Consider the following 12,698-nt stretch of genomic DNA (forward strand, 5'->3'; position numbering starts at 1 on the left):
AAGATGACTACCCAGGCTGTTTCTGGTCGCCGCTATTTCACAAAAGCATGGCTGATGGAACAAAAATCGCTGATTGCCCTGCTGGTGCTGATCGCGATTGTGTCCACCATGAGCCCGAACTTTTTCACCGTTAATAACCTGTTCAATATTCTGCAGCAGACGTCGGTGAACGCCATTATGGCGGTCGGCATGACCCTGGTGATTTTAACCTCGGGTATCGATCTGTCCGTCGGTTCCCTGCTGGCGCTGACCGGTGCTATCGCCGCTTCGATTGTCGGCATTGAAGTCAACGCGCTGGTGGCCGTGGCCGCTGCCCTGGCGGCAGGCGCGGCGATTGGTGCCGTAACCGGCGTGATTGTGGCAAAAGGCCGCGTTCAGGCGTTCATCGCCACGCTGGTGATGATGCTGCTGCTGCGCGGTGTGACCATGGTTTACACCAACGGCAGCCCGGTCAATACCGGCTTTACCGATAACGCGGATCTGTTTGGCTGGTTCGGTATTGGTCGTCCTCTGGGTGTTCCGACCCCGGTCTGGATCATGGCTATCGTCTTCCTGGCGGCGTGGTACATGCTGCACCACACCCGTCTGGGGCGTTATATCTACGCGCTGGGCGGTAACGAAGCGGCAACGCGCCTGTCCGGTATCAGCGTTAATAAAGTCAAAATTTTCGTTTACTCCCTGTGCGGTCTGCTGGCGTCACTGGCAGGTATCATCGAAGTGGCGCGCCTCTCCTCCGCGCAGCCGACGGCGGGTACGGGATATGAGCTGGATGCTATCGCGGCAGTGGTTCTGGGCGGTACGAGTCTTGCGGGCGGTAAAGGTCGCATTGTTGGGACATTGATCGGCGCACTGATTCTTGGTTTCCTGAATAATGGTTTGAATTTGTTAGGTGTTTCCTCCTATTACCAGATGATCGTTAAGGCAGTGGTGATTTTGCTGGCGGTACTGGTAGACAACAAAAAACAGTAACTGACGACACTACAGGACATCTTAGATATGAACATGAAAAAACTGGCTACCCTGGTTTCTGCTGTCGCGCTGAGCGCAACCGTAAGTGCTAACGCGATGGCGAAAGATACCATCGCGCTGGTTGTCTCTACCCTGAACAACCCGTTCTTCGTCTCCCTGAAGGACGGTGCGCAGAAAGAAGCGGACAAGCTGGGCTACAACCTGGTCGTTCTGGATTCACAGAACAACCCGGCGAAAGAGTTGGCTAACGTTCAGGACTTAACCGTTCGTGGCACCAAAATTCTGCTGATCAACCCAACCGATTCCGATGCCGTAGGCAACGCCGTGAAGATGGCAAACCAGGCGAAGATCCCGGTAATCACCCTGGACCGTCAGGCGTCTAAAGGTGAAGTGGTCAGTCACATTGCCTCTGATAACGTGCTGGGCGGCAAAATCGCGGGTGATTACATCGCGAAGAAAGCCGGTGAAGGCGCGAAAGTTATTGAACTGCAGGGGATTGCCGGGACTTCCGCAGCCCGCGAGCGTGGTGAAGGCTTCCAGCAGGCTGTAGCTGCACACAAATTCAACGTGCTGGCCAGCCAGCCGGCAGACTTCGACCGTACTAAAGGTCTGAACGTTATGCAGAACCTGCTGACCGCGCACCCTGACGTGCAGGCCGTGTTCGCACAGAACGACGAAATGGCGCTCGGCGCGCTGCGTGCTCTTCAGACCGCAGGTAAATCTGATGTGATGGTTGTCGGATTTGACGGCACGCCGGATGGTGAAAAAGCAGTAAACGATGGCAAACTGGCTGCGACCATCGCTCAGCTGCCTGAGCAGATTGGCGCCACTGGCGTTGAAACTGCCGACAAAGTGCTGAAGGGCGAAAAAGTTCAGGCCAAATACCCGGTTGACCTGAAGCTGGTCATCAAGCAGTAAAAGGCGAATCAGGCAGTCGCTGGCTGCCTGAGGGACACCAATAAAGAAAAGTGTGGCATACGCCACCGGGTAATACCGGTGGCGCTCTCAGATGGACAACCCAACAATGAAAACCGCAGGCAACCTCGTCGTCCTTGGCAGTATCAATGCCGATCACATTCTTAACCTTGAATCATTCCCTACACCGGGCGAAACCGTCACGGGTAACCAGTATCAGGTGGCCTTCGGCGGTAAAGGTGCAAACCAGGCCGTCGCCGCCGGTCGCAGCGGGGCAAACATTGCATTTATCGCCTGCACGGGTGATGACGATACCGGTGAGCGCGTACGCAAGCAGCTAGCGAGCGACAATATTGATATCGCACCGGTTAGCGTTGTTGCAGGGGAATCTACCGGCGTGGCGCTGATTTTCGTCAATGCGGAAGGTGAGAATGTTATCGGTATTCATGCTGGTGCTAACGCTGCGCTGACGACGGATCGCGTTGAAGCGCAACGTGCAATCATCGGCGGAGCCGAAGCCCTGCTGATGCAGCTGGAATCGCCGGTCGAAAGCGTGCTGGTCGCTGCCAAAATTGCGCATGAAAATCATACCACTGTCGTACTTAACCCGGCCCCAGCCCGTGTATTATCAGACGAGCTGCTGGCGCTGGTGGACATCATTACGCCGAACGAAACCGAAGCCGAAAAGCTGACGGGTATTCGCGTTGAAAATGATGAAGATGCCGCGCGAGCCGCGCGTGCGCTGCACGATAAGGGCATCGGCACCGTGATTATCACCCTGGGTAGTCGTGGGGTGTGGGCAAGCGTCAATGGCGAAGGTCGTCGCGTGCCGGGCTTTAAGGTCAAAGCGATTGATACCATCGCAGCGGGAGATACCTTCAATGGTGCACTGGTGACCGCGCTGCTGGAAGGCAAGAGAATGGATGATGCTATTCGCTTCGCACACGCTGCCGCCGCGATTGCGGTGACGCGCAAGGGCGCCCAGCCTTCCGTTCCGTGGCGTAAAGAGATCGATGAATTCTTAAGTCAGCAGGGGTAACGCTTGGCCACAATGAAAGATGTCGCCCGCATGGCGGGCGTTTCTACCTCGACGGTCTCTCACGTTATAAACAACGATCGCTTCGTCAGCGAGGCGATTCGGGAGAAAGTTGAAGCTGCGGTAAAAGATCTCAACTATGCGCCGTCTGCGCTGGCGCGCAGCCTTAAGCTCAACCAGACGCGCACCATCGGTATGCTGATCACCGCCAGTACCAACCCCTTTTATTCAGAACTGGTTCGCGGCGTGGAGCGCAGCTGCTTCGAGCGCGGCTACAGCCTGGTGCTGTGCAATACCGAGGGTGACGAACAGCGCATGAATCGTAACCTGGAAACGCTGATGCAAAAGCGCGTCGACGGGCTACTGCTGCTCTGTACCGAAACGCACCAGCCCTCGAAAGAGATTATCCAGCGCTATCCTTCTATCCCAACGGTGATGATGGACTGGGCGCCGTTCGACGGGACCAGCGATCTGATTCAGGATAACTCCCTGCTGGGCGGCGATATGGCGACTCAGCATCTGATTGATAAAGGACACACTCGCATTGCCTGTATTACGGGGCCGCTGGATAAAACTCCGGCGCGTTTGCGTCTGGAAGGGTATCTCTCTGCCATGGAACGGGCGGGGCTTGCCATTCCTGATGGCTACCGGATCACCGGCGACTTTGAATTTAACGGCGGTTTCGAGGCGATGCAGAAACTGCTGGCGCAAAAGCCGCGTCCGCAGGCGGTGTTTATTGGTAACGACGCGATGGCGTTTGGTGCCTACCAGGCGTTGTATCAGGCGGGGCTACGCGTGCCTGATGATATGGCGGTGATTGGCTATGACGATATCGAACTGGCCAGCTACATGACGCCGCCGCTGACCACGATCCATCAGCCAAAAGATGAACTGGGCGAGCTGGCCATCGATGTGTTGATCCACCGTATGGCGCAGCCCACGCTGCAACAGCAACGCCTGCAGCTTACTCCTGTTCTGATGGAACGCGGTTCGGTTTAGCTTTCTCTTTGTGACGCTCTTTAATCAGGTTTCGGCCGTCTTTCGGTTTTAACAGCATAAAGACCAGCGCCGATACCACGGTAAGTGCGCCCATGGTGATAAAGGTATAGTGGAACTGCTCAACGGTATTTGCGCTGTCAAAACCTTCATAAAACCTCAGCACCGCTGCACTCACGGCAACTCCTAAACTGATCGACAGCTGCTGCGTTACCGCCAGCACGCTGTTGCCGCTGCTGGCGTTCTCGTCAGTCAGATCGGCGAGGGTGATGGTGTTCATCGACGTGAACTGCGTCGACATCGCCATGCCCAACACAAACAGCGGCAGGATCAGCATCCAGACGGGTAACGCGGCGGATTGCAGCGAGAACTGCGCAATCATCAGACCGATAAAGACCGTCACGCCGACCAGCGTCTTACGATAGCCAAACCAGCGCAACACCTGCGTCACGGTAGATTTTGCCAGAATCGAGCCCATTGCCGTGGGCGCCATCATGCAGCCGGCAATCAGAGCCGGGTAGCCGAAACCGACCTGCAACATCAATGGCATCAGGAACGGTACGCAGCCCGTCCCCAGACGAGACGCTATATTACCTGCAATCCCTACGGAAAACGTTCGCGTGTTAAAGAGCCCCAGGGAGATTAACGGCGTCGGATGACGGCGCGCGTGACGTATATAAAGAAGGAATAGCAAAATACCGCCGAGGATAACGGAGAGCGCCATCCACGTCGCGACGATCTTCTCGCCAAACAGCTCCATCCCGCTGGAGAATAACACCAGGCTCAGGCCAAACAGGAAAAAGCCGCCCATGTCGAAGCTGCGTCTTGGCGTGGTGAAGTTCGGCATATATTTGCGGGCATACAGCAGCCCAGCAACGCCAATCGGAATATTAATCAGGAAGATCCAGTGCCAGCTTGCCCAGGTGACAAACACGCCACCGAGTACCGGGCCAAGTATCGGGCCGACCAGTCCCGGCATGGTGACGAAGTTGAGCACGGGAAGCAGTTCGCTCCTGGGGTAGGCTCGCAGCAAGGCAAGGCGCGCCACGGGCATCATCATCGCGCCGCCAATGCCCTGTAATACGCGGAAGATAACCAGCTCCGTTAAGGATGAGGAGAGCGCACAGGCCAGCGAACCGAGCGTAAAGAGCGTTACGGCCAGCATGAAAATTTTGCGGGTGCCAAAGCGGTCGGCCAGCCAACCGCTGACCGGAATTAACATTGCGACCGTCAGGGTGTAGCTGATGATGGCGGACTGCATCGCCAGCGGGGAGCGGTTAAGGCTTTGCGCAATAGCGGGAAGCGCTGTGTTGAGGATGGTGGCATCCAGTGCCTGCATAAAAAACGCCATGGCTGCAATCCACGGCAATCCGGCCATGCTGCGCGCTTTTTTCTTTGTCATTTATTTACCTGCTGGTGGGTTGGCGCGGCCAGCAATGCCTGGCACGCACTCAGGGCTCGATGCCCGTCGCTTTCCTGAATGGCATCCACTATCGCCTGATGCAAATCCAGTTTTACCACTTCATTTTGTGTAATAGAGGTAAAGTAGGTGTGATACACCGAATGAAATAAAGAGGCAAAAGAGGTGAGGAACGGATTGGCGCTCATCATATAGATGTGTTCATGCCAGGCCATATCGACCTCAACCCAGCGTTCGCGATTGAAGTGCTTTTTCAGGAACACCATCTCTTCCATCAGCGCGTTAAGCTGCGCTTTCTGCTCTGCTGTTCCTAGCGTGGCGGCAAGCAGACATGCCTGAGGTTCAAGGCTGCTGCGCATCACCAGAAAGTGATCGACGACCTGATGAAAGTTATCTTCCGTCATCCACCAGGAGAGCAGCTCCTGATCGAGAAAATTCCAGTTGCTCTGTGGCATCACGCGTGTGCCAATACGAGGACGTGGAAGCACCATACCTTTTGCCGTCAGGGTTTTCACCGCTTCGCGCACGGCGGTTCGGCTCACCCCAAACTGCTCACCCAGCTCCATTTCACCCGGCAGGATGCTACCCGGGGCATATTTACCCGCTAAAATCCGCTGAGCCAGCTTTTCTGCCAGCACGTACGATAGGTTTTTTTGGGCGGCCAGCTGTTGTGCGCTTAATGGCATCGCTTTTATTCCTTAAAGATTCATGCTGATAATTATGCCACCTCGAATGTGATTGTGGTTGCAGATACATCAAATAGAACAATTTGTAGCTTGATTTCACCTCTATTGGTGAAAAAAAACGCGGATGGAAACTTTTTTTAAATTTCCTCTTGTCACGTCGGAATAACTCCCTATAATGCGCCTCCACTGACACGGAACAACGGCTTACAGGCCGCCGGGTTAGCGGGGTTCAGAGATGAACGCCAGCAGAAGAAAGCGAAAATAAACGCTTGACTCTGAAGCGGGAAAGCGTAATATGCACACCCCGCGCCGCTGCGAAAAGCGAAGCGGCACTGCTCTTTAACAATTTATCAGACAATCTGTGTGGGCACTCAAAGTGACATGGATTCTTAACGTCGCAAGACGAAAAATGAATACCAAGTCTCTGAGTGAACATACGTAATTCATTACGAAGTTTAATTCACGAGCATCAAACTTAAATTGAAGAGTTTGATCATGGCTCAGATTGAACGCTGGCGGCAGGCCTAACACATGCAAGTCGAGCGGTAGCACAGGGAGCTTGCTCCTGGGTGACGAGCGGCGGACGGGTGAGTAATGTCTGGGAAACTGCCTGATGGAGGGGGATAACTACTGGAAACGGTAGCTAATACCGCATAACGTCGCAAGACCAAAGAGGGGGACCTTCGGGCCTCTTGCCATCAGATGTGCCCAGATGGGATTAGCTAGTAGGTGGGGTAACGGCTCACCTAGGCGACGATCCCTAGCTGGTCTGAGAGGATGACCAGCCACACTGGAACTGAGACACGGTCCAGACTCCTACGGGAGGCAGCAGTGGGGAATATTGCACAATGGGCGCAAGCCTGATGCAGCCATGCCGCGTGTATGAAGAAGGCCTTCGGGTTGTAAAGTACTTTCAGCGGGGAGGAAGGTGTTGAGGTTAATAACCTCAGCAATTGACGTTACCCGCAGAAGAAGCACCGGCTAACTCCGTGCCAGCAGCCGCGGTAATACGGAGGGTGCAAGCGTTAATCGGAATTACTGGGCGTAAAGCGCACGCAGGCGGTCTGTCAAGTCGGATGTGAAATCCCCGGGCTCAACCTGGGAACTGCATTCGAAACTGGCAGGCTAGAGTCTTGTAGAGGGGGGTAGAATTCCAGGTGTAGCGGTGAAATGCGTAGAGATCTGGAGGAATACCGGTGGCGAAGGCGGCCCCCTGGACAAAGACTGACGCTCAGGTGCGAAAGCGTGGGGAGCAAACAGGATTAGATACCCTGGTAGTCCACGCCGTAAACGATGTCGACTTGGAGGTTGTGCCCTTGAGGCGTGGCTTCCGGAGCTAACGCGTTAAGTCGACCGCCTGGGGAGTACGGCCGCAAGGTTAAAACTCAAATGAATTGACGGGGGCCCGCACAAGCGGTGGAGCATGTGGTTTAATTCGATGCAACGCGAAGAACCTTACCTACTCTTGACATCCAGAGAACTTTCCAGAGATGGATTGGTGCCTTCGGGAACTCTGAGACAGGTGCTGCATGGCTGTCGTCAGCTCGTGTTGTGAAATGTTGGGTTAAGTCCCGCAACGAGCGCAACCCTTATCCTTTGTTGCCAGCGGTCCGGCCGGGAACTCAAAGGAGACTGCCAGTGATAAACTGGAGGAAGGTGGGGATGACGTCAAGTCATCATGGCCCTTACGAGTAGGGCTACACACGTGCTACAATGGCGCATACAAAGAGAAGCGACCTCGCGAGAGCAAGCGGACCTCATAAAGTGCGTCGTAGTCCGGATTGGAGTCTGCAACTCGACTCCATGAAGTCGGAATCGCTAGTAATCGTAGATCAGAATGCTACGGTGAATACGTTCCCGGGCCTTGTACACACCGCCCGTCACACCATGGGAGTGGGTTGCAAAAGAAGTAGGTAGCTTAACCTTCGGGAGGGCGCTTACCACTTTGTGATTCATGACTGGGGTGAAGTCGTAACAAGGTAACCGTAGGGGAACCTGCGGTTGGATCACCTCCTTACCTTAAAGAACCTGCCTTTGTAGTGCTCACACAGATTGTCTGATGAAAAGTAAATAGCAAGGCGTCTTGCGATTGAGACTTCAGTGTCCCCTTCGTCTAGAGGCCCAGGACACCGCCCTTTCACGGCGGTAACAGGGGTTCGAATCCCCTAGGGGACGCCACTTGCTGGTTCGTGAGTGAAAGTCACCTGCCTTAATATCTCAAAACTCATCTTCGGGTGACGTTTGAGATATTTGCTCTTTAAAAATCTGGATCAAGCTGAAAATTGAAACGACACACATGTTATGTGTGTTCGAGTCTCTCAAATTTTCGCAAGTCGATGATGAATCGAAAGAAACATCTTCGGGTTGTGAGGTTAAGCGACTAAGCGTACACGGTGGATGCCCTGGCAGTCAGAGGCGATGAAGGACGTGCTAATCTGCGAAAAGCGCCGGCGAGGTGATATGAACCTTTGACCCGGCGATGTCCGAATGGGGAAACCCAGTGTGATTCGTCACACTATCGTTAACTGAATACATAGGTTAACGAGGCGAACCGGGGGAACTGAAACATCTAAGTACCCCGAGGAAAAGAAATCAACCGAGATTCCCCCAGTAGCGGCGAGCGAACGGGGAGCAGCCCAGAGTCTGAATCAGCTTGTGTGTTAGTGGAACGGTCTGGAAAGTCCGGCGATACAGGGTGATAGCCCCGTACACGAAAGCACACAGGTTGTGAACTCGAAGAGTAGGGCGGGACACGTGGTATCCTGTCTGAATATGGGGGGACCATCCTCCAAGGCTAAATACTCCTGACTGACCGATAGTGAACCAGTACCGTGAGGGAAAGGCGAAAAGAACCCCGGCGAGGGGAGTGAAAAAGAACCTGAAACCGTGTACGTACAAGCAGTGGGAGCACCTTCGTGGTGTGACTGCGTACCTTTTGTATAATGGGTCAGCGACTTATATTCTGTAGCAAGGTTAACCGTATAGGGGAGCCGAAGGGAAACCGAGTCTTAACTGGGCGTTAAGTTGCAGGGTATAGACCCGAAACCCGGTGATCTAGCCATGGGCAGGTTGAAGGTTGGGTAACACTAACTGGAGGACCGAACCGACTAATGTTGAAAAATTAGCGGATGACTTGTGGCTGGGGGTGAAAGGCCAATCAAACCGGGAGATAGCTGGTTCTCCCCGAAAGCTATTTAGGTAGCGCCTCGTGAACTCATCTTCGGGGGTAGAGCACTGTTTCGGCTAGGGGGCCATCCCGGCTTACCAACCCGATGCAAACTACGAATACCGAAGAATGTTATCACGGGAGACACACGGCGGGTGCTAACGTCCGTCGTGAAGAGGGAAACAACCCAGACCGCCAGCTAAGGTCCCAAAGTCATGGTTAAGTGGGAAACGATGTGGGAAGGCACAGACAGCCAGGATGTTGGCTTAGAAGCAGCCATCATTTAAAGAAAGCGTAATAGCTCACTGGTCGAGTCGGCCTGCGCGGAAGATGTAACGGGGCTAAACCATGCACCGAAGCTGCGGCAGCGACGCTTATGCGTTGTTGGGTAGGGGAGCGTTCTGTAAGCCGTTGAAGGTGTCCTGTGAGGGGTGCTGGAGGTATCAGAAGTGCGAATGCTGACATAAGTAACGATAATGCGGGTGAAAAGCCCGCACGCCGGAAGACCAAGGGTTCCTGTCCAACGTTAATCGGGGCAGGGTGAGTCGACCCCTAAGGCGAGGCCGAAAGGCGTAGTCGATGGGAAACAGGTTAATATTCCTGTACTTGGTGTTACTGCGAAGGGGGGACGGAGAAGGCTATGTTAGCCGGGCGACGGTTGTCCCGGTTTAAGCATGTAGGCGGGAGTTTTAGGTAAATCCGGAACTCTTCTAACGCTGAGGTGTGATGACGAGGCACTACGGTGCTGAAGTAACAAATGCCCTGCTTCCAGGAAAAGCCTCTAAGCATCAGGTAACACGAAATCGTACCCCAAACCGACACAGGTGGTCAGGTAGAGAATACCAAGGCGCTTGAGAGAACTCGGGTGAAGGAACTAGGCAAAATGGTGCCGTAACTTCGGGAGAAGGCACGCTGATATGTAGGTGAAGCCCCTGCGGGTGGAGCTGAAATCAGTCGAAGATACCAGCTGGCTGCAACTGTTTATTAAAAACACAGCACTGTGCAAACACGAAAGTGGACGTATACGGTGTGACGCCTGCCCGGTGCCGGAAGGTTAATTGATGGGGTTAGCGGCAACGCGAAGCTCTTGATCGAAGCCCCGGTAAACGGCGGCCGTAACTATAACGGTCCTAAGGTAGCGAAATTCCTTGTCGGGTAAGTTCCGACCTGCACGAATGGCGTAATGATGGCCAGGCTGTCTCCACCCGAGACTCAGTGAAATTGAACTCGCTGTGAAGATGCAGTGTACCCGCGGCAAGACGGAAAGACCCCGTGAACCTTTACTATAGCTTGACACTGAACACTGGTCCTTGATGTGTAGGATAGGTGGGAGGCTTTGAAGCGTGGACGCCAGTCTGCGTGGAGCCGACCTTGAAATACCACCCTTTAATGGCTGGTGTTCTAACGTAGACCCGTAATCCGGGTTGCGGACAGTGTCTGGTGGGTAGTTTGACTGGGGCGGTCTCCTCCCAAAGAGTAACGGAGGAGCACGAAGGTTAGCTAATCCTGGTCGGACATCAGGAGGTTAGTGCAATGGCATAAGCTAGCTTGACTGCGAGAGTGACGGCTCGAGCAGGTGCGAAAGCAGGTCATAGTGATCCGGTGGTTCTGAATGGAAGGGCCATCGCTCAACGGATAAAAGGTACTCCGGGGATAACAGGCTGATACCGCCCAAGAGTTCATATCGACGGCGGTGTTTGGCACCTCGATGTCGGCTCATCACATCCTGGGGCTGAAGTAGGTCCCAAGGGTATGGCTGTTCGCCATTTAAAGTGGTACGCGAGCTGGGTTTAGAACGTCGTGAGACAGTTCGGTCCCTATCTGCCGTGGGCGCTGGAGAATTGAGGGGGGGCTGCTCCTAGTACGAGAGGACCGGAGTGGACGCATCACTGGTGTTCGGGTTGTCATGCCAATGGCATTGCCCGGTAGCTAAATGCGGAAAAGATAAGTGCTGAAAGCATCTAAGCACGAAACTTGCCCCGAGATGAGTTCTCCCTGACTCCTTGAGAGTCCTGAAGGAACGTTGAAGACTACGACGTTGATAGGTCGGGTGTGTAAGCGCAGCGATGCGTTGAGCTAACCGATACTAATGAACCGTGAGGCTTAACCTTACAACGCCGAAGCTGTTTCGGCGACGAGAGACAGACAATCAATTTCAGCCTGATACTGATTTAACAGAATTTGCCTGGCGGCTTTAGCGCGGTGGTCCCACCTGACCCCATGCCGAACTCAGAAGTGAAACGCCGTAGCGCCGATGGTAGTGTGGGGTCTCCCCATGTGAGAGTAGGGAACTGCCAGGCATCAAATAAGTAGAGAGGCCATCCGGAAGGATGGCCTTTTTGCGTTTATACGCCAAAAAACGGTAGGCCGGATAAGGCAAAGCCGCCACCCGGCAAGTCAGACCGCACTCCACGCCACAATAAACTCCGCAATCCCATCCACATCATTTAAGTCCAGCACCGGAACCTCAAGCGGCAATACAACATCACTGGCCACCGCAATCACATGCTCATCCAGCGTTAACTCTCTGACATCATGCCCGGCATCGCTTCTGAACAGCAGGATCTTAGGCACAGCCTCATGCTTAAATCCCTCAACCAGCACCAGATCCAGCGTGGCATGATCCATCCGGCTGACAAGATAAGCGAGATCCAGCGGCGCCTCATCCGGCGTTTCTGTCATCAACGCCCAGCGTTGAGTACTTGCTACCATCGTCTGTGCTGCACCCGCTTTACGCAACGCATAGCTATCTTTGCCCGGTTTATCGACATCCATATTATGGTGGGTATGCTTAATCAATCCTGGACGGATACCTCTGGCACAAAGCGCAGGAATGAGCTTTTTCAGCAGCGTGGTTTTCCCGGTCCCACTCCAGGCGGAAATGGCTACAACAGGTATCATCTTTTCTCCTGCATCATCTGCAGATCTTCACGCGTATTCACGTTCACAAATGCTGATTTCAAATCGCTAAAATCAACGGGATGGCCGCCAGACTCGCGCATAAAAACCATTACCCTGCGTTCTCCTGCAGCCAGATAGGCCTGCAGGGCGGGTACTAGCGATCGGTGCATCAATGCGATAGCGGGATGGTCACGCTCACCGTCATGTACCCAAACCACAGGAGCAGTACCGCGAAGCAATAACAAACGCTCGACAAGACAGGACGGAATAAATGGGGTATCGCAGGGACAGAAGATAAACCACTCTCCTTGAGACTGTTGCAAGACCGAAAGCATACCGGCCAGCGGTCCCGGGTAATCCTCAAGGATATCCTGGTAAACGGCGTACCCGCTGAGCCGGTAAGTGTCGATATGCCGGTTAGCGCTGATGGCCATTGTCGACACCTGGCCTGCAAGCGTATCAGCGACACATTGCCATAAGGGTTTGCCGTTCAGGCGTTGAAGCCCTTTATCTTTTCCGCCCATTCGCGTCGCTCTGCCACCTGCCAGAACGACCCCAATGATTTCCTGGCTAAGATTCACGAATATCGCCTCTTTTATTGTGGGATTG

At 54.1% G+C, this 12,698-nt stretch carries 8 protein-coding genes, 1 tRNA gene and 3 rRNA genes; 8 read left to right on the forward strand and 4 right to left on the reverse strand.

Going from position 1 to position 12,698, the window contains the following annotated elements:
• Positions 1-3 precede the first annotated feature (3 nt).
• From rbsC to rbsR, 4 genes are all read left to right on the forward strand, one after another.
• On the forward strand, positions 4-969 hold the full coding sequence (gene rbsC / locus V4835_RS23760) for a ribose ABC transporter permease (protein WP_331413980.1): 966 nt from the start codon (positions 4-6) through the stop codon (positions 967-969).
• A gap of 27 nt (positions 970-996) precedes the next feature.
• Positions 997-1,887: a ribose ABC transporter substrate-binding protein RbsB gene (gene rbsB, locus V4835_RS23765; RefSeq protein WP_023333911.1), complete on the forward strand. Its 891-nt coding sequence runs from the start codon at positions 997-999 to the stop codon at positions 1,885-1,887.
• Between the two features lie 106 nt (positions 1,888-1,993).
• Positions 1,994-2,923 (forward strand): ribokinase, encoded by a 930-nt coding sequence (gene rbsK, locus V4835_RS23770; RefSeq protein ID WP_331414168.1) that lies wholly within the window; start codon positions 1,994-1,996, stop codon positions 2,921-2,923.
• Between the two features lie 3 nt (positions 2,924-2,926).
• The gene (gene rbsR / locus V4835_RS23775) at positions 2,927-3,919 is read left to right on the forward strand and encodes a ribose operon transcriptional repressor RbsR (RefSeq protein ID WP_074147373.1); all 993 of its coding nucleotides are present in this window, start codon (positions 2,927-2,929) and stop codon (positions 3,917-3,919) included.
• On the opposite strand, the gene mdtD is transcribed toward rbsR, so the two are convergent.
• Both mdtD and V4835_RS23785 read right to left on the reverse strand, forming a co-directional pair.
• Positions 3,885-5,318, reverse strand: a complete 1,434-nt coding sequence (gene mdtD, locus V4835_RS23780) for a multidrug transporter subunit MdtD (protein ID WP_063145566.1) — start codon at positions 5,316-5,318, stop codon at positions 3,885-3,887. The genes rbsR and mdtD overlap by 35 nt on opposite strands.
• Positions 5,315-6,022: a FadR/GntR family transcriptional regulator gene (locus tag V4835_RS23785; RefSeq protein ID WP_331413983.1), complete on the reverse strand. Its 708-nt coding sequence runs from the start codon at positions 6,020-6,022 to the stop codon at positions 5,315-5,317. The genes mdtD and V4835_RS23785 overlap by 4 nt, the downstream gene beginning before the upstream one ends.
• A gap of 477 nt (positions 6,023-6,499) precedes the next feature.
• Between V4835_RS23785 and V4835_RS23790 the strand changes: the two genes are divergently transcribed.
• The 4 genes from V4835_RS23790 (at position 6,500) to rrf (ending at position 11,488) form a co-directional block, all read left to right on the forward strand.
• A 16S ribosomal RNA gene (locus tag V4835_RS23790) occupies positions 6,500-8,039 on the forward strand.
• Between the two features lie 85 nt (positions 8,040-8,124).
• A tRNA-Glu gene (locus V4835_RS23795) sits at positions 8,125-8,200 on the forward strand.
• Between the two features lie 192 nt (positions 8,201-8,392).
• A 23S ribosomal RNA gene (locus V4835_RS23800) occupies positions 8,393-11,299 on the forward strand.
• A gap of 73 nt (positions 11,300-11,372) precedes the next feature.
• A 5S ribosomal RNA gene (gene rrf / locus V4835_RS23805) occupies positions 11,373-11,488 on the forward strand.
• Together the 16S, 23S and 5S rRNA genes with 1 tRNA gene alongside form the textbook arrangement of a ribosomal RNA operon.
• 97 nt (positions 11,489-11,585) lie before the next feature.
• On the opposite strand, the gene mobB is transcribed toward rrf, so the two are convergent.
• On the reverse strand, positions 11,586-12,089 hold the full coding sequence (gene mobB / locus V4835_RS23810) for a molybdopterin-guanine dinucleotide biosynthesis protein MobB (RefSeq protein ID WP_331413984.1): 504 nt from the start codon (positions 12,087-12,089) through the stop codon (positions 11,586-11,588).
• Positions 12,086-12,670 carry a molybdenum cofactor guanylyltransferase MobA gene (mobA, locus tag V4835_RS23815; protein ID WP_331413986.1) on the reverse strand — a complete coding sequence of 195 codons (585 nt, stop codon included), beginning with the start codon at positions 12,668-12,670 and terminating at the stop codon, positions 12,086-12,088. The genes mobB and mobA overlap by 4 nt, the downstream gene beginning before the upstream one ends.
• Positions 12,671-12,698: the final 28 nt, after the last annotated feature.

Origin of the sequence: Enterobacter cloacae complex sp. CARB60 (genome assembly GCF_036487345.1) — a bacterium.
Classification (GTDB): Bacteria; Pseudomonadota; Gammaproteobacteria; order Enterobacterales; family Enterobacteriaceae; genus Enterobacter; species Enterobacter asburiae_D.

Coding starts and splice junctions, on each gene's coding strand:
- rbsK (WP_331414168.1), top strand. CDS start 1,994: ATGAAAACCGCAGGCAACCTCGTCGTCCTTGGCAGTATCAATGCCGAT.
- mobB (WP_331413984.1), bottom strand. CDS start 12,089: ATGATACCTGTTGTAGCCATTTCCGCCTGGAGTGGGACCGGGAAAACC.
- V4835_RS23785 (WP_331413983.1), bottom strand. CDS start 6,022: ATGCCATTAAGCGCACAACAGCTGGCCGCCCAAAAAAACCTATCGTAC.
- mdtD (WP_063145566.1), bottom strand. CDS start 5,318: ATGACAAAGAAAAAAGCGCGCAGCATGGCCGGATTGCCGTGGATTGCA.
- rbsC (WP_331413980.1), top strand. CDS start 4: ATGACTACCCAGGCTGTTTCTGGTCGCCGCTATTTCACAAAAGCATGG.
- rbsB (WP_023333911.1), top strand. CDS start 997: ATGAACATGAAAAAACTGGCTACCCTGGTTTCTGCTGTCGCGCTGAGC.